We start from the raw sequence: 16,217 nt of genomic DNA on the forward strand, positions 1-16,217 counted from the left end.
ATATACAGAAAAAGAGACGGAAAATCTCCCTTCGCCCCTCAGCAAATTTCCCGAATCAATTCAACGGAGTTATTCTTTGGCGAGTTAACAAGCGAAGAGACCTCATAAGTTTCCATTAGTTCATGATGAAATGGATGGAGCAATGGCTTAAGCAGCTTTTCATCGTAATCGAATAAACAGTACTGTAGAAATATTTTTCATAAGCACAAAAAAATAAAGTCCTAATTTGGAAATATTCCAGAATTAAGACTTTATTTTTTCTAAGCTGTGTTATTGATAAATTTTACTTCACTATAAGAGCCGGACATTTTACTCTCTTCATAACTTTATGGCTCACACTACCTAATACCATTTCCTGCAGAGTGCTAAGGCCTCTGCTCCCTATTACGACTAAATCAAACCCATTTTTGTTAGCATAATCAACAATTGTTGGTCCTGGTTCACCATGTAAGATCTTCACTTCATAAGCTAGTTGTTTCGATTTTATTTGTTCCTCAAGGGGAAGAAGCTTTTGTCTGCGAGAAAGGTCCAGCTCTTCTTTTCCACTAGAATGGAGGATTTCGCTCTTTGATTTTGAAAAATCAGCTACATAAACGACTTCAATCATACACTTTGGAACAAGTGAAGCAATTACTAAAAGGCATACCCTGGGTAATGAACTAGATTGCACGAAACATAGCTTCACATGTTTTTCCAAGAAAAATAATCGTTAATGTTTTACGCAAGTGGGCGTCTTTAAAAGTCTCCCAACGTTAGCCGTCATTTTCCATTAACGTACCCATTACTTGAACCACAATTAAAATTCAAATTATTTTTAGTGTGGGATTGCATTAGTTGAACGAATAAAAAACCATATATAAGCTAAAACAACTTAAAAGAATAAGAGTTGAAATAAATATAATTCTCCCTATATGGGGTCCCGCCAAGGGTCCCGCCAACAAAACGCGGAAAACATACGCTAAGCCAAATTTCAACATGAACAAAGCCGATTTATCCTACGCTAAGGAATCATGGGCTTTATTCATATAGGACAAGGGCCAGAATGAATCTAAACTAGCTACTTATCATCGTGTCAATTTGGTAAGTCTTCTCTTAAAATTCTTTTTTCTCTCAGTAATCTTCTTTAAGGGGTAGCGTCAGGAAAATGTGGATTTACAACGTTAAGGAAATCTCAATATTAAACTCCCAATTCCTCAGCAGTAAAATTGAGAAATTGGGAGTTTTTCGTTACTCTAAAAAAAAGCGCCCTTTTGCTAAACAATAGGAAACATTAGTAAGCTGAAAAGTGTATATTCCATCCAATAAGAAGACTTTTTCATAATCTATATTTATTTACTAATCGTTTTGCCCTTTTCACCTAATTTCTTAAAACCACCATATATTAATACCACACAAATAAGTAACCCTATTATGGCCGGGATTATAATAGACTTACCAGATTCACCTGCAGAAAGAATGCTCCACGCTATTTTTCCAAATGCTATCATAATTATAACTGATAAGCCAATCCATAAATTTTTCCTCCAAAATCCCATACCTAATAAGAACAGGGATATTGGGACTAAAAGAGTCATCAGAATTTTTGTAACGTTCCAGTCACCAGTCAAATAATCAATCTCGTATTGCAAAAATTGTTCGACTTGCTTGCTCACCGATTGAGGTTCAGGAAACCAGAACATACTAGTAAATATGCAGAAGATAGTTATTGAGATCCCAGCCCAACTTTTCTTAAAAGCAAAAAAGCAAAAAGGAATTAGAAAAAGTGGTCTAATATACCAACTTAATTGATTTTGATGCCGAGTAAACGCCCAATCAAGGAAGTCCTTGCTTGTAATCGCAACTATAAAAAATAGCAAAGTGAAAAAAGCAAATATAATGGCCACCTTTTTATCATACTTCTTTAAAAACATATATAACTCAACCTCTCTCTATTTATTTGATTGAAGTCCATTATTTAATAGAAAAAGCATCTTATCCAAATATTTTATTAAACCATTGTTCTCAATACTTAGATTCTTATGTTCAATAAAATACTCCACAAAGGAAGAGTTGATCGTATTAATAAAATAAATTAGCATTTCCGTGTCAATTTCCTTTGAAATTTCCCCCAACCTTTTTCGATCTTCTATAAGATTTTTTAAAAATACATGACCCACTTTTTGACTGTCTCCAAGAATATTCCTTTTCAACTCTCGATCCTTGATATTGAGAAATTCCGTTGCAATTGAGGCTAGCTTAGGTTCATCCTTATAAAAATTGATTCCACTTACGAATAACTCCTTAATTATGTCTAAAAAATTCATCTCATCAATATTACTATTTTCAAAATAAGAATGCTTTTTGCTACCAATGATATTGATGATAATAAATGTATAAAGATCTTGTTTATCTTCAAAGTACTGATAAAAACTCCCACGGGGAATTTTAGCCTTGTCAATCATCTTAGCTATACTCATTTTTTCGTATCCCTTTTCAAAAAACTCATCCACTGCAGATTCTATAATTAAAATTTTTTTATTCTCAGATAAATTAAAAAAGGTTGGTGTTGGCATCCAATCATCACTCCTTAAAAATGACAGTAATGTCATATGACATTACTGTCATGATAATTCTTTTTCTAATTTTTGTATATATAATTAACCCCAAAATTATTCGACAAAAATTTCATATTATTCATAAGGGGGAGTACCAGCAAAACGCTGTAAACATACATAAAGGAATTGTTCAAAAAACCGTCATTTTATGAACACAAAGCTATTAAAATAGTTTTCTACCTTTCTACCTAGTGTTATCGTTTGTATAGTGGTACATATAATCCACCTTCGGAACTATTTATAATATATTTCCAAATGTAGGTTATTTTTATTCTTTCCCTATAGGGAGCCGTTCACTTTACGGCATACAGCTAAATACTAAGATTTATTGTTATAAATCACATAATCAAACATACTTATATATAGTTAATAAATGAACATTGTTTCTCAATAGCAAAGGGGTCAAGCTGCGGGGAGGAGGAATTAGATGTTTAATATTTTACTTGTAGATCTGACGTGGAATAAACCATTGTTATTGTGTGTGATAGGTATTGCCGTTTTATATGCATTATTCGTTAATCGTTTGAAAGACATAAAAATGTATCATAAACAACCACTATTCTTTTTCCTAAGTTTAGGCTTGTTATACTTAACCATCGGCAGTCCTTTAACTGCGATAAGTCATCTCTCATTTAGTTTACACATGATTCAAATGAGCATTTTATATTTTATTGTCCCACCCATTTTTTTATTAGGGATTCCTAGTCAGTTGTTTCAAAGGATACTGAAGACGCCGATAGCTAACAAAATAATAAGCAAACGGTTCCTGGCGCCTAAGCTTTCATTAATCGTTTTTGCCGTATTGTTTTTGATGTATCATTTACCTGTTGTGTTAACTGTTTTTACACAACACCCTTTGGTTCACAATGGGTATATATGTTTACTGTTGATATTATCTTTTAGTATGTGGTGGCCCATTGTGTCACCTGATCCACAGCAACGACTATGTGATGGACAAAAGAAACGATATGTATTACTGAGTGGCGTTCTATTAATGCCAGCTTGCTTATTATCCGTTTTCAGCGCCTTAATAGACGGAGCAAATAACCCCTTCTTGACACAAATAACAGCTCTTCTTTGCATGCCCTCTCAATCCATATCCATTCATATCCTTCCTCCTCCATTTAATACAAAATATGATCAAGCAATGGCAGGATTTATTATGCTGGGCATTCATAAAATGTCATTAATGGCTGCCATAAGGCTTGGAACGGAGAGATCGGACACTCAAGCAGATAAAGTAAGTCCGTAAAAATACCTCTTTTTTATTATCAACTCTAGTTTATTAAAATAAGGCTCTTCTCTATTAATTGTTCTAAAGCGTATCTATTGTTAATAGATTATATTAATTTGGCGAAAAAGAAAGTGGTGAAAATAGAGGATGAAAGAAACAAACCATTTAGAAATTAGAGGAATGCATTGTGCCGCTTGTGCAACAAGAATAGAAAAGGCGGTCTCTAAAATAGATGGGGTAGAGGAAATACATGTGAATTTAACAACTGAAAAGGGACGTGTCACATTTAGCAATACTAAGATAAATATTAATGAGATTATCAAGAAGATTAATACAATTGGATTTGATGCGGAAATAGATAGAAAGAATAACCTTCAGTCAGAAATGGAGAAGCATAGAGCAATTACAGTCCTCAAATGGCAGTTTTTTGTTTCAGCATTGCTAACTTTTCCTTTGGCATGGGCGATGTTTTCTCATTTTAGTTGGGCTTCTTTTATTACAGTTCCAGAGGTTTTCATCAATCCATTATTCCAATTTGCTATTACCATTCCTATTCAATTTATAATAGGGTACCAATTCTATGAAAGGGCTTGGAAATCGTTGAAAAGTGGAAGTGCGAATATGGATGTTTTAGTCATTTTAAGTACATCGGCAGCCTTTTTTTACAGCCATTATTTGACTTTCACTCATTTAAATACCTTAGAACGTCCACATTCAATTGTACTGTTCTATGAAACAAGTGCATTTATTATCACGTTTATTTTGTTGGGAAAATTACTAGAAGCAAGAACGAAGATGAGGACTACAGAGGCAATCAAGAAACTGTACCAATTACAGGCGAAAACAGCCACATTGTATTTGAACGGAAAGGAATCCCAATCGCCTGTTTATAAATTATCTCCGGGCAATGTGATTATTGTTAAATCTGGCGAAAAGGTGCCAATAGATGGACAAGTTATTGAAGGAAACTCAATGATTGATGAGTCATTGTTAACTGGAGAAAGTGCAGCAATTGAAAAAGGCATTGGTCATCATGTCTATGCAGGGACCATTAATCAGAACGGAACATTAAAAATAAAGGTTACTAAAAGAGATTCTGAGACTACTTTGTCACAAATCATTCGCATTGTGGAAGAAGCACAATCTTCAAAGGCACCTATTCAGCACATAGCAGATAAGGTGACAGGAATCTTCGTTCCGATTATTATTGTCATTTCAATGCTTACATTTGTTTTGTGGTATGTCATGATCCAGCCGGGACAATTAAGTGAAGCGCTGGAAAAAGTAATTGCTGTATTAATTATCGCATGCCCATGCGCTCTTGGATTGGCTACCCCTACTTCTGTAATGGTAGGGAGTGGACGAGCAGCACAGACAGGCATTCTTTTTAAAGAGGGAAAATATCTTGAAGTTTTAGGAAAAAGCAATGTCGTCATTCTTGATAAAACCGGAACGATTACAAAAGGAGAGCCTCAAGTAACGGACATGTATGTTGAATCCTTTAGTGAAAGTGACTTTTTTGAAATGATAGGTGCTGTTGAAGGGGCTTCAGGACATCCTGTTGCAAAAGCGATTGTGAAAGAATCCAAGAAGAGGGTATTTCATTTTCCAAGTGCAAGCGAAGTACTAACCATTCCGGGATATGGAATCAAGGCGTTTGTAAAAGGGAAAGAAGTGTTAATTTCTAATCCAAGTTACTTTATTAAGAATAAACTTTACGTTCCATCAAGAGCAGATAAAGAGATTAAAAGATTTGAACAAGAAGGAAAAACAGTCATGTTAGTCGCTATTAATGCTCGATTTGCCGGGATTATTGCCGTTGCTGATGAGGTAAAACAATCATCAAAATCAGCGATTACTCGTCTAAAGCAGATGGGAATGGATGTGATCATGTTAACTGGTGATAACGAGAAGATCGCCCTGTCGATTGCCAAAAAGACTGGAATTGAAAAGGTTCAAGCAAATATCACACCACAAAAAAAGGCAGAAATCATTCAATCTTTTCAGGACGAAGGAAAACATGTCGTTATGGTTGGTGATGGGATTAATGATGCACCAGCCTTAACAGTCGCTGATGTTGGAATTGCGATGGGTACCGGTTCCGATATTGCTATTGAATCTGGTGATATTACGGTAATAAAAGGTGATTTGAGTAAAGTTGTGGATGCAATTAAGATAAGTAAAGCAACGATGACCAATATTAGGAAAAACTTTGTATGGGCGTTTCTATATAATATGATCAGCATTCCATTTGCGATGTTCGGACTCTTAGCCCCTTGGCTGGCGGGTGCTGTAATGGCTTTTAGTTCAGTCTCAGTCGTCCTTAACTCTCTTAGATTACAAAAGACTAGAATCTAAAATCAAACGGTATAAGTGTATATAAAAGTCTTATATACCTATTTGCTAGAAATGTCTGCTATTTTTCATTTTTGATTTTCATGTATGTATGAGAATTCATAAGCGGAGAATTTCCGGCTAATATATAGAGAGGAAGCTCAAGAAGCAGATATAAGCGGAGATATTCCGGTTAATTGCTCTGATTCAGACGAAATCCTGTGATTTGGATACTATAACCGGAAAAACTCCCCTTATTTTTAAGGAAATATCGGTATTTACCAAAATAAACGGAAATTCTCCGCTTATTTTTCAAACACAGAAAAATCAACATTCAGTTATAACAGAGCCTACATAAAAAAAGAGACCACTCAATACGTAATTAACGTTTATCGTTAATACAATAGGGTTAGCATTTGCAAACCATTAAATGGTTTCCATCAAGGTCTTTGAAATTAAACCAATGGTTATGCTCAATTTCGGTTGTTAATTCGACATTTTTACTCTTCATATGCTCATATGCTTGTTCTATATTGGCAGTGTTCAAATGAAAAGGTGGCGTTTTGAAAATATTGTCCTCTGAATAAATCTTGCTGTCTAATACAATTCCCGTTCCGTTCATAGGGATTATATACAGATGACCAAATAATATCTCACCATCTGCTGGTAACCCTAATATGTCACAATACCAGTTACGAGCTTCCTCAATGTTGCTTACAGGAATAAACACCGTACCAATTTGATTTAAAATAGGGTTCATAGATTACCTCCAAATTTTTAGCTTTAGAGGTTTAATTCGTGATGAAATAAAAATCTCCTTCTTGTGAACTTCTGCCTGTTACTACAAGCACTGCTAGACAAGTAAGTTAAATATTGGATTTTAATGCAAAAGCGGTTGTTGATTCTAAGCAAAATGGGATCCTAAACATGTTATGCCTGATTCATTTTTGCTAGAGAGAATGTGGCAGCACTAAACTCAATCAGAATTGCTCTTGATTTTCCTTCATTTTTTGGTAAATGGACGGTCAAAAAAGTAATGGATTGGATGGTCAAAAAAATGAAATATTATATATGATTAAAAAAGTGGATAACTAGAATAATACTTACTTATTTGTAAAATAAGGCACCCAGAAATTACCCAAGGAGTGGATAGATATGACATGGACTGCTTTTGTTATTATCATTCTTGGAATAACATTGAAGATGTTAACAAGTCCTCCAAGTGCAGTTGTAAATTGGCTTATAAGTAAATTTGCCCTTCATCCGAAACTAGATGTCAAAGATGTTTCAATAATATTTAATGGAGAGTACTTAGAAGGGGAAGAAAAAATTAGATTTACAGACTATTTCAATAAAGCTCTTTTCTTAGATAGAAACCATATTTTTCCGGGGGATGAAAAACTATTTTTAAGCCCAGATACTAATATTATTCCATTTATCATTAATGTAAAGGATTGTAAAAGAAACATGAAATTCTATGTTTATTGTGAGGATGATCAGATTTTTGTAGTTAAGCAGTGGAAAAAGAAAGTTGCTTCTTATAATCTTAGCTCTACTAATTTACAAAATCTTACTAATTCAAACGGGATAAGTGTATAAAAAGTCTTATATACTTATTTGCTAGAAATGTAAGAAAAGGGACGGTTCTCATGCTTCATTGAAGCAATAGAACTGTCCCTTTTGTATCAACTCACATGTTCGCCTAACACCGTTTGTTTTTTCATTTTATTTTTTCTTAACAAACCATTTTTATTTAGCAACGCTGGTAAACACGTACCGAGAATGATGGTTACAATACCTGCAATTTGCAATGGTGTAACCGTTTCGCTTAATAAGATCACGGATGCCATCACCGCGATAGGCAATTCAAAGGCACTCAATATCGATGACATCCCTAATCCAACTTTAGGAACGGCCATTGTGAATAAGAAAACAGGAATAATCATGCCAAATAACCCTAATGCCAATCCATACATCCAAAGTCCTTCGTTAAACAGCGTACCGTTCCAAATAATTTCCGGAGATTGAAAAGCAGCCGTAATCATAAAAGCGGAAAAAGAAACCCATACTAAACGGTTTGAGGCTGACATATTTGCAGTTGCCTTTCCGTTCACAAATAAAAAGAAGGAATAACTAAGAGCAGCTGCTAGCCCCCATAGCCACCCCTGAAGAGGGATTTGCGATAAATCAACATCAATCAACCCAGCAGCCGGGATCGTTCCAGCTACCAATACGAGTAAGGATATGGCTTCAATTCTGCTTGGTAATTGCCGTTTGGAGATACAAGAAATCAGCATGCCAATCCATGTGAATTGAAACAAAAGGACAACCGCCAAAGAAGCAGGCAAAAAGTTCAACGAATGACCATATAAAATATTTGTTAACCCAGTTAAAATACCTGCACAAATCAGTATTTTAACCCCATTAAAGCTAAATTTTGCTCTGTTTGTAAGTAAGAAAATAATTACGGCGATACAAAAACCGACAAAAAATTGACTAGTAACAGCCTCAGACACTGAAAAGCCACTGCCCATTGCCAGTTTAATAATGGTAGAAACAACACCAAAGCTGCTAGCTGCAATAATAACTAGCAGGGGATAGAGATACATCTTCATCATACTACATCCTTCCTAAAATTCCTGATGACTTAAATTTTGATTATGATTTTAGGAGTGTTAAAAAAAAATCATAAACTCTAATATAAAATATGTATCGCCTGTTTTGCAACCTTTTTTTATGGAAATGGACGAAAAAAATGCTTATACAAATCTAGTTTAGAAAATCTGCTGATGAGAAGTGGTTAACTTCCTAGCGCGATATTCCACGATTGAGCAGGTTCAACCAGGAATGTATTTACATAGATAGAAGCAATTTTGCTATGATGAATAATATGATGAACGAATGGAGGGCCATAAATGGATTATTTTAAAAGTGAGGCATTTGAGAAACATAGAAATAAAATAACGAACATATTAGAAAAAGTACCTTCTGTTAAAAGTCCAGCTGGCTGGACCTATAAGGGCAGCTTTAATGTTGGTGGACTCGAATATTTTGGGTTTGATGAATCATCCGATTTATGCCTTGTCGTATCCTCGAATGGCAGAGGAATTATCGATCTATCAAAAGCAGAAAAGATTGCTCGTGATTATTCAGAAGACTTTCACTTAGATGAAACGCTGTTAATTTGTGAAGGATTTGACGTTTTAAAAAATAAAACGATTAAATTAGCAGGCAAGTACGGTGGCAGTCTTCTGCCAATCGGCAGTAAATCCGGGGATCATTTACGCAGAGTTTCTCCACTTTTCCCTTGTGAAGACATCATCTATCAGCCTGCATTTGAGGACTGTTTTGTTGAAGGACACAATGAAAATTGCGTTCGTATTTATCGAGGCTTTTTGTATGGCTATGGATTTTCATATAGCGGCAATTATTTTGTCATTGCAGATGACAGTGGTATTTTATTTTGGGAAAGAGATTAATAGCTAACATTCATTGTTTAATAGCTAAGAAAAATGGAAGAAGAAAATTTTGAGGGTGATTAGAAGATTAATAACCATCCACAAAAAAAAAATGCGTTAATCCCACGTGGATTAACGCATTTATAGGTTAGCAATCGTTAGTTTTAAGAAATAAATAACACAATAGGACAAGTTCGGCTTTTGAGTGGAAAATATTAATTAGTTAGTCAAATAGTAACACCTTTCTCTATATAGTGAAGGAGGTTCTTTAACAAATACTAACTGGCTGAATCTTCAACAATAGGGAGCAAGACTTGGAGATGTAGGAGTTACAAGTTTTACTTTTTCAGAAAAGTATTTATAGTTTGATTTCTGCTGGGTGGCTTCTTTCTTAATATCCAAATTTAAAAATTATCTTATTTTACTTTTGTTAAAAGAATCGAAAAGGAAATTCATTAATGGTGATCCGACTGAAATCTTTGGAGATGTTCAAGAATTAACTGAAGAAAGTCCTATTATAATTATAGGGCAAGTCGATACTGATACAGAAGAATTTGAATTCGAGGGAGTACCGTTTTATAAATCTGAAATTAAAATCAAAGATATATATAAAGATACTGATGGTACTCTAGAACGAAACACCCAAATTACTCTTTTACAAAATGACCTCGGTGAACTTGACCCCCTAGTTAAGAAAAACGAAAAAGTATTATTGTTTTTAAAGAAATATGAAGGTCCTGTAATTGAAGATGCTTACAGGTTAATGGGTCTACATCAAGGTCATTACAAGATTGATAAAGAAGGAGAAATTTATCCAGTTGGAGAAAATAAATTAAAGGAAATTTCTAATCTAATTGAAATTTCTAATTTAAATGTTCTTGATACATTCATGGAAAAGGCAACAAAACAGACAAAGAATAATTAAATGTCTTTGCTTGATATTTACTAGTGTTGCAAAGTTGCAGGAATGGTTTTTAATTTGTATACAGCAACACTAGTAACTTCTATAAAAAACTGAGTTTATTCTTTAATTTGCTCAAGATAATATAATAATTCTCCATTATCTTTTTCTACTATTATTATTCCTCCTTTCCCAGTATGTGTACCATACAATGCAGTTCCTTTGACTAATTTATTTGCTGTAAAGTTTCCCCATAAAATGGAAGTGTCTTTTTGTCTTTTTATTTCTCCAATTTTTTGTCCCTTTTGAAACCTATTCTTTTCTTCATCGAACCATTCAAGGTCGGTAGCATTAGAGTAAATACGTCCGTCATATTTGATGATATCCCTATCTTCATCAATTTTTAGAACCTCACTACTAATTAGTACATATCCGCCAACCAACAAAACGAGAAGTGAAAGTAAAAAAATGATGATTCTCTTCATAACTAACCTCCTTTACTTAACGCAGCTAGTATTAATTTACTATCTATATACTTATTTAGAGCATATCAGCTTATTAAGAAAGAAAAAATGAAAAATTTGCGAATATTATTTCGTTACATTAAGTAAAGAATTTTAGGTTCCATATATTTTTATAAAAAGCGGATAGCTACAAATCTTTTTTATTAGTTTTGTTTAATATTTGCTCAATGTTAGTCTTTCTTACAGCTTTTAAAACTCGATCATTCTTATGAGGGGTAACGTTCCCTGGGACATCCTCATTAAGTCAGCATTTCTTTTTTCAGCTAGTTGCACGGCACCCTTTGAATATCCTTTTAGGGTTTCAAGTCCACGTAATTCCGAAAATTCAGATGAATCTTCTAACAACATACTTAAAAACATTGATGTGTTATGGATTCCATCAGAGATAGTTCCATTATCTTGTAGATCTTCGTCAGCTACAGTAAAAACAAATTGATTTTTAGAAAGTTGACTATTTCCCCCAAACCAAATGGCACCAACAACAACAAAAGTAAAAACTAGATATAGAATTTTTTTCATATTAAAGATACCTCCATATTTTTTATGGTAACAAATTTCCAAAAAAAACAAGATTAAGCAGGGTGAAAATAATTTATCATTTTACTTTCCTGACTGTACCCCTAGACATACGATTCAACAATCGGGCCATTTTGCGGAATAATTAAGTAACTTATTTACCATTTATCCGTCTAACCATTCAAGGAGGATAACGTGAGAGTAAATACACTGCAGAAAAAGAGTATCATTTTTGAAAGGAGCGATTAAATTGAAAAGACTATATGCCATTTTGAAAAGTATACTGGTACTAGTCATAGTTTTCATGCTTACTGCTTGCACAGGAGAAACAAGGCCTTCCGATACAACGATAAAGGAAACCTCAGAAGCTGAATCGGTATCGTCTTCTTCATCCGGGCAGAAGCCAACCGCTCTAGAAACTCGTCCAGCAGTTGAAAGCTTTGAACTGCTAACATCTAAGGGGAATCAGTCACTGGAGGCTACTCTACATCAGGGGAAAGGGTTTTCTTTGTATGTCTTTGAGAAATTTACTTTTGACGCAACTGCGGGTCGCCTATCATTAAGTGGAAACCCAGGATATTACGTTTATATTGAACCACTGCCATCCGATTATGATTTGGCTCAACTTGAGGTAGCGGGTAAGGAAGAGTTACGTCAATTCGGTGATGTGTCCAATTTTAGTGGCGAGTTGATCGAACATCCTCTTGGTTTCGCGGATCTCTACCTTCAAGCTTCCGGAAAGGAAGGCATCAGCGATTATATCGTGTGGACATCGGAATCGGGCGATGCTTTTTTGTTCCGTCTTCATAATCCGAAAGGGGCGGAGGTATCCGATTTCGCTGGGCCCATTCATATTTCCCTATCTACCGTACAAAGTGAATAAAACACTATTATTTCTGCACAATTCGAAGAAGCATGTTATACCTAACCCGACGGGTATGCTCACCAGCTACATGAAAATAAAGGTAAAAAGAATCAAAGCCTGTGAAGTTTAACTCCCCGTAAAATTTCACAGGCTTTTTAGTTTATAAAGGGTTTTGTCCTAGCCACTGCTGTCTATTTTTGTAAAATTATGCGTAAAATTCAATTTAACGCTTAAATAATTTTTGTATTGAAAATGTCTTAACCCTTGGTACATATGGGATTAGACGTTTTTTTATTATAACATAATTAACGTTAAGAAGGATTAACGCTTATTTTTGGTAATAAAGTAAGTGTAATTTATGTAAAAGCACTTTATTTTGATATGGTAGACAAGAATGCGGATAGAGCTGTAATAGCTAAAACCTCATACTTAGAGCCAGCAAGTAAGAAAATTTGTGAGTGTAAAAGTATCCTATTAATTATGCGGAATTTGCCACTATAACTAAATGGATTAATGAAATGAAAAATAATAAACCGTTTTATTAAATATCTAAGGAATTACTTACATTAATAAGTTTTTAGTCTTTCAGTTTGTTGACAAAAGGGGTATGGTATGGTTACATTCCGTATCCCTTTTCAGCTAGTTGAAGGGCTGGCAATTCAACAAACTATTTTAACCATCTTCATCGGATATTTGGCCTATACTTCGCTACAAGCAGCTATTTCTATTCGTGCTTTGCGAAAGGATCTTATCGAAGGAAAACCGATTGATCATCATGCTCCTTGGGAGATGCATTACCGATTAAATTCGACTATAGCTTTACTATTTACAGTAGTTGTTGGATTTAGTGCTATACCTCCATTCGTTCAGCTTGTAAAAGGTGATACGAAAACATTGCCAGAAGCAAGTCTTGACTTACCGATTGTCAGATTAACAGATGTAGAGCAGAATCCTGCTTTGGTTCGGGGGGAACCTTCATATATGAGAGACAATGTTGATTGGGACAACCGGTATACGTATGAGTGGGGTCCGTTGGCTCCGGTGGGTCAAATTGTGGAGGAAACAGAATGAGTAAGAAAGTTTTTAATATTTCTTTCTTAGTCAATTTAATTCTTTGCATGAGAATGAAACAATATATGACATTAAAAACATTAATGAAAATAAAAACGAGTTACTATACATTCTTGTGATAAGATTGCATAGTGGTTTACTATAAAGTATTCATATTAATAGGATATTTTTATCAGAAGGAGAGTGGGGATTGTGAGAGAAACCTGTGTTCCGACTGGCGTAGAACTAAAAAACACTGGTTTTGGATATACGTTATCCTTAATAGGTGGTAAATATAAAATGATTATTTTGTATTGGTTGTCTGAAAATAAGGTTATGAGGTTCAATGAGCTGAAGCGACGTATTGGGACTATCTCCTTTAAAACACTAAGTGTTATGTTAAAAGAGCTTGAGGAAGATGGCCTTATTATACGCAAAGAATTTCCCCAAATACCTCCAAAAGTTGAATATTCATTATCTGAACGTGGTTGTTCACTTATTCCATTGTTAGATATGATGTGCGAGTGGGGAGTGGAAAATAATTTTCAAGCTCTAGAAGCTGGAACAAAATAGGCATAAAAAGAAAGTACCTTCTTGTTTAGGAGGTACTCCTTATTTTTACTTTTATAAAAGTTACCCATTACATGTTATCAATGAAATTTAAATAATCTTGAGTGCTTTTTTCAATTTCACTTGCAGATGGCTCAAATTCTGTTCCATAAAACGCAAAGAACGAACGATAATCTGCTTTACAATAGATGGCTGTCGTCTCAAACGGACGTAAAACTTGTTCGAGTGTATAATGATATCTTCCATCTTCACTATAATCCACGTTTTTGATCCCGGCAGATACCCCTAAAGCAACTTTACGATTCTTTAATTTATCTCCTTTTGAACCATAAGCCCATCCATAAAGGAAAACATCATCCAGCCACTTTTTTAAGAGAGGAGGACAGTTGAACCAATATACAGGAAATTGGAGAACAAGGTTTCCATGAGATTCAATCAATTTTTGTTCTCTTTCCACATCTATGTTCCCATCAGGATAAACCTTATGCAATTCGTGTACAGTGTATTTTTTTGAATATTTTTTTAATTCTTCTACCCATCGCTTATTAACAACAGATGTTTCTAAACTGGGGTGTGTTGCGATAATAAGAGTTTTCAATGTTTCTTCCTCCTTAGGCTGACTTCATTTTTATTGTAAATTCTAAACTAAAAATATGTAAGTACGCACTTTTATTACAGGTACTTACATAAAGGTAAGTACCTTTGATGTTTGACGTTACTTATTTAAGCAATCACATTTTGATTTGATTAATATTCTATTATTGCCTATTTTTTGGAAGATACTTCAATTTCCTATCTAACTACTTTATATGATGTAAAAAGCCCTTCCGTTTGGAAGGGCTTCCCCTTATAGTAGACACATTTAAAAAGGCGCATTAATCTGTCTACTAGGAGGGGGTATTTTTTATGGAGAAAAAAGCAGAGACTTATGATATATCGTTTAAGAAAAAAGCGGTGGATTTATATCATCAAAAGAAGAATTATTCAGCTGTTTCCAGAGAATTAAACATTCATAGAAAAAACATACAACGGTGGGTTAAACAGTTTAATGTAGATGGAATTGTTGGCCTTAGAGAGAAACGCGGAAGAAAAAGTGGGTCTGGTAAAGTCTCTTCATCTACTATTGAAATCCTCAAAAGAAAATAAAGCGATTAGAAGCTGAGAACGAACTATTAAAAAAGCTTTTAAAGATGTGAAAGGGGGACTTGATTTAGAACCTAGTATTCTATTTCAAATCATTGATGATTTATCAAATCATTCTATACAGCTGCTCTGCCATCTGGCTAAAGTTTCAAGAAGTGGATACTACAATTGGGTAAAGCGTAAAGCATTTCCTTCGGAAAGGCAGATAGAGGATGAGAAGCTAAAGCAGAAAATAATAGAATGCCATCAGAAATATAAGGGCATCTATGGCTATAGAAGAATACAAATTTGGTTAAAAAGGACCTATGATATTCACATTAATCACAAAAAAGTTCAACGGTTACTAAGTGAACTAGGTATTAAAGCCATTATCAGGAAGAAACGAATTTATTACGGAAAGAAAGAACCCTATCTTATTTCGAATAATTATTTAAATAGAGCCTTTTACGCTTCTCGCCCTAATGAAAAGTGGGTAACTGATATTACGTACCTCATTTTAAATGGACAGAAACTATACTTGTCTGCCATCAAAGACCTATATAATAACGAAGTTGTTGCGTACCAAATTAGTAGACGCAATGATTATAAACTAGTCTTGGATACTCTTAAAACAGCCATAAAAGGAAGGAATGTAAAGGGAATCCTTCTCCATAGTGATCAAGGATACCAATACACGTCCCATAACTATAATCAGCTACTCACAAAAAATAAAATGAAAGCTAGTATGTCTAGAAAGGGCAACTGTTGGGATAACGCTAGTATGGAAAATTTCTTTAGTCATTTAAAAACAGAATGTTTTAACCTGCATTCTTTTAAAACTTCACAAGAGGTTAGAAGGGCTATTAAAGACTACATTCTCTTTTATAACCACGAAAGGTTTCAAAACAAGCTAAACAACCTGACTCCTATCGAATATAGAAGTCAGGCTTTTTAACTGCGCTTATTTTTGTGTCTACTTGACAGGGGTCAGATCAGAAGAGGAATTGTGCCTTTTTCAGTAATCGGGCCATTATATGGAATAAGAATTA

General features: G+C 34.4%; 19 protein-coding genes and 1 pseudogene. 11 read left to right on the forward strand and 9 right to left on the reverse strand.

Features of this window, described 5'->3' with window-relative positions:
* Positions 1-38 precede the first annotated feature (38 nt).
* The 4 genes and pseudogenes from AN957_RS28405 to AN957_RS06895 form a co-directional block, all read right to left on the reverse strand.
* Positions 39-164 (reverse strand): annotated as a pseudogene (locus AN957_RS28405) (hypothetical protein); the annotation flags it as partial.
* A 119-nt stretch (positions 165-283) separates the two neighbouring features.
* Positions 284-607, reverse strand: a complete 324-nt coding sequence (locus AN957_RS06885) for a universal stress protein (protein WP_082446808.1) — start codon at positions 605-607, stop codon at positions 284-286.
* A 721-nt stretch (positions 608-1,328) separates the two neighbouring features.
* A complete protein-coding gene (locus AN957_RS06890) occupies positions 1,329-1,910 on the reverse strand; it encodes a hypothetical protein (protein ID WP_056683033.1) in 582 nt (193 codons plus the stop codon).
* 18 nt (positions 1,911-1,928) lie between these two features.
* Positions 1,929-2,552: a TetR/AcrR family transcriptional regulator gene (locus AN957_RS06895; RefSeq protein ID WP_056683037.1), complete on the reverse strand. Its 624-nt coding sequence runs from the start codon at positions 2,550-2,552 to the stop codon at positions 1,929-1,931.
* Between the two features lie 469 nt (positions 2,553-3,021).
* On the opposite strand from AN957_RS06895, the gene AN957_RS06900 reads away from it, so the two are divergent.
* Positions 3,022-3,846: a cytochrome c oxidase assembly protein gene (locus tag AN957_RS06900; RefSeq protein ID WP_056683040.1), complete on the forward strand. Its 825-nt coding sequence runs from the start codon at positions 3,022-3,024 to the stop codon at positions 3,844-3,846.
* Between the two features lie 129 nt (positions 3,847-3,975).
* Positions 3,976-6,186, forward strand: a complete 2,211-nt coding sequence (locus tag AN957_RS06905; protein ID WP_056683043.1) for a heavy metal translocating P-type ATPase — start codon at positions 3,976-3,978, stop codon at positions 6,184-6,186.
* Between the two features lie 385 nt (positions 6,187-6,571).
* Here AN957_RS06905 and AN957_RS06910 read toward each other — a convergent pair whose 3' ends face one another.
* Positions 6,572-6,922, reverse strand: a complete 351-nt coding sequence (locus AN957_RS06910) for a VOC family protein (RefSeq protein ID WP_056683046.1) — start codon at positions 6,920-6,922, stop codon at positions 6,572-6,574.
* A gap of 395 nt (positions 6,923-7,317) precedes the next feature.
* On the opposite strand from AN957_RS06910, the gene AN957_RS06915 reads away from it, so the two are divergent.
* Complete coding sequence (locus AN957_RS06915; protein ID WP_056683048.1) at positions 7,318-7,761, forward strand: YfmQ family protein; 444 nt, start codon at positions 7,318-7,320, stop codon at positions 7,759-7,761.
* An 86-nt stretch (positions 7,762-7,847) separates the two neighbouring features.
* On the opposite strand, the gene AN957_RS06920 is transcribed toward AN957_RS06915, so the two are convergent.
* Positions 7,848-8,771, reverse strand: coding sequence for an EamA family transporter (locus AN957_RS06920; protein ID WP_056687086.1), 924 nt, complete (start codon positions 8,769-8,771; stop codon positions 7,848-7,850).
* A gap of 306 nt (positions 8,772-9,077) precedes the next feature.
* On the opposite strand from AN957_RS06920, the gene AN957_RS06925 reads away from it, so the two are divergent.
* A complete protein-coding gene (locus AN957_RS06925; protein WP_056683051.1) occupies positions 9,078-9,641 on the forward strand; it encodes a hypothetical protein in 564 nt (187 codons plus the stop codon).
* Between the two features lie 358 nt (positions 9,642-9,999).
* Complete coding sequence (locus AN957_RS06930; RefSeq protein WP_056683054.1) at positions 10,000-10,545, forward strand: hypothetical protein; 546 nt, start codon at positions 10,000-10,002, stop codon at positions 10,543-10,545.
* A gap of 95 nt (positions 10,546-10,640) precedes the next feature.
* Here AN957_RS06930 and AN957_RS06935 read toward each other — a convergent pair whose 3' ends face one another.
* Positions 10,641-11,006, reverse strand: a complete 366-nt coding sequence (locus AN957_RS06935) for a hypothetical protein (RefSeq protein ID WP_053474812.1) — start codon at positions 11,004-11,006, stop codon at positions 10,641-10,643.
* A 228-nt stretch (positions 11,007-11,234) separates the two neighbouring features.
* Positions 11,235-11,564 carry a hypothetical protein gene (locus tag AN957_RS06940; protein WP_053474813.1) on the reverse strand — a complete coding sequence of 110 codons (330 nt, stop codon included), beginning with the start codon at positions 11,562-11,564 and terminating at the stop codon, positions 11,235-11,237.
* Between the two features lie 247 nt (positions 11,565-11,811).
* Here AN957_RS06940 and AN957_RS06945 point away from each other — a divergent pair, with 247 nt between their 5' ends.
* The 4 genes from AN957_RS06945 (at position 11,812) to AN957_RS06955 (ending at position 14,049) form a co-directional block, all read left to right on the forward strand.
* Positions 11,812-12,444: a hypothetical protein gene (locus AN957_RS06945; protein WP_056687089.1), complete on the forward strand. Its 633-nt coding sequence runs from the start codon at positions 11,812-11,814 to the stop codon at positions 12,442-12,444.
* A 594-nt stretch (positions 12,445-13,038) separates the two neighbouring features.
* Positions 13,039-13,497, forward strand: a complete 459-nt coding sequence (locus AN957_RS06950; RefSeq protein ID WP_053474814.1) for a hypothetical protein — start codon at positions 13,039-13,041, stop codon at positions 13,495-13,497.
* Positions 13,494-13,616: a hypothetical protein gene (locus tag AN957_RS28770; protein ID WP_256376280.1), complete on the forward strand. Its 123-nt coding sequence runs from the start codon at positions 13,494-13,496 to the stop codon at positions 13,614-13,616. The genes AN957_RS06950 and AN957_RS28770 overlap by 4 nt, the downstream gene beginning before the upstream one ends.
* A 73-nt stretch (positions 13,617-13,689) precedes the next feature.
* Entirely contained in the window at positions 13,690-14,049 is a 360-nt protein-coding gene (locus AN957_RS06955; protein WP_053474815.1) for a winged helix-turn-helix transcriptional regulator, read from the forward strand.
* A 67-nt stretch (positions 14,050-14,116) separates the two neighbouring features.
* Here the strand turns inward: AN957_RS06955 and AN957_RS06960 are convergent, their stop codons facing one another.
* Positions 14,117-14,644: an NAD(P)H-dependent oxidoreductase gene (locus AN957_RS06960; protein WP_053474816.1), complete on the reverse strand. Its 528-nt coding sequence runs from the start codon at positions 14,642-14,644 to the stop codon at positions 14,117-14,119.
* Positions 14,645-14,952: 308 nt separating this feature from the next.
* Between AN957_RS06960 and AN957_RS06965 the strand changes: the two genes are divergently transcribed.
* Complete coding sequence (locus AN957_RS06965) at positions 14,953-15,192, forward strand: helix-turn-helix domain-containing protein (protein WP_245637768.1); 240 nt, start codon at positions 14,953-14,955, stop codon at positions 15,190-15,192.
* A 46-nt stretch (positions 15,193-15,238) separates the two neighbouring features.
* The gene (locus AN957_RS06970) at positions 15,239-16,123 is read left to right on the forward strand and encodes an IS3 family transposase (RefSeq protein ID WP_172797623.1); all 885 of its coding nucleotides are present in this window, start codon (positions 15,239-15,241) and stop codon (positions 16,121-16,123) included.
* Positions 16,124-16,217: the final 94 nt, after the last annotated feature.

This window comes from Cytobacillus solani (assembly GCF_001420595.1).
GTDB lineage: Bacteria > Bacillota > Bacilli > Bacillales > Cytobacillaceae > Cytobacillus > Cytobacillus solani.

Bases quoted from the DNA above. Each gene is read 5' to 3' on its own strand.
- AN957_RS06965 (WP_245637768.1), top strand. From the start codon at position 14,953: ATGGAGAAAAAAGCAGAGACTTATGATATATCGTTTAAGAAAAAAGCG.
- AN957_RS06905 (WP_056683043.1), top strand. From the start codon at position 3,976: ATGAAAGAAACAAACCATTTAGAAATTAGAGGAATGCATTGTGCCGCT.
- AN957_RS06895 (WP_056683037.1), bottom strand. From the start codon at position 2,552: ATGCCAACACCAACCTTTTTTAATTTATCTGAGAATAAAAAAATTTTA.
- AN957_RS06920 (WP_056687086.1), bottom strand. From the start codon at position 8,771: ATGTATCTCTATCCCCTGCTAGTTATTATTGCAGCTAGCAGCTTTGGT.
- AN957_RS06890 (WP_056683033.1), bottom strand. From the start codon at position 1,910: ATGTTTTTAAAGAAGTATGATAAAAAGGTGGCCATTATATTTGCTTTT.
- AN957_RS06910 (WP_056683046.1), bottom strand. From the start codon at position 6,922: ATGAACCCTATTTTAAATCAAATTGGTACGGTGTTTATTCCTGTAAGC.
- AN957_RS06935 (WP_053474812.1), bottom strand. From the start codon at position 11,006: ATGAAGAGAATCATCATTTTTTTACTTTCACTTCTCGTTTTGTTGGTT.
- AN957_RS06915 (WP_056683048.1), top strand. From the start codon at position 7,318: ATGACATGGACTGCTTTTGTTATTATCATTCTTGGAATAACATTGAAG.
- AN957_RS06900 (WP_056683040.1), top strand. From the start codon at position 3,022: ATGTTTAATATTTTACTTGTAGATCTGACGTGGAATAAACCATTGTTA.
- AN957_RS28770 (WP_256376280.1), top strand. From the start codon at position 13,494: ATGAGTAAGAAAGTTTTTAATATTTCTTTCTTAGTCAATTTAATTCTT.
- AN957_RS06885 (WP_082446808.1), bottom strand. From the start codon at position 607: ATGATTGAAGTCGTTTATGTAGCTGATTTTTCAAAATCAAAGAGCGAA.
- AN957_RS06925 (WP_056683051.1), top strand. From the start codon at position 9,078: ATGGATTATTTTAAAAGTGAGGCATTTGAGAAACATAGAAATAAAATA.
- AN957_RS06950 (WP_053474814.1), top strand. From the start codon at position 13,039: ATGGTTACATTCCGTATCCCTTTTCAGCTAGTTGAAGGGCTGGCAATT.
- AN957_RS06940 (WP_053474813.1), bottom strand. From the start codon at position 11,564: ATGAAAAAAATTCTATATCTAGTTTTTACTTTTGTTGTTGTTGGTGCC.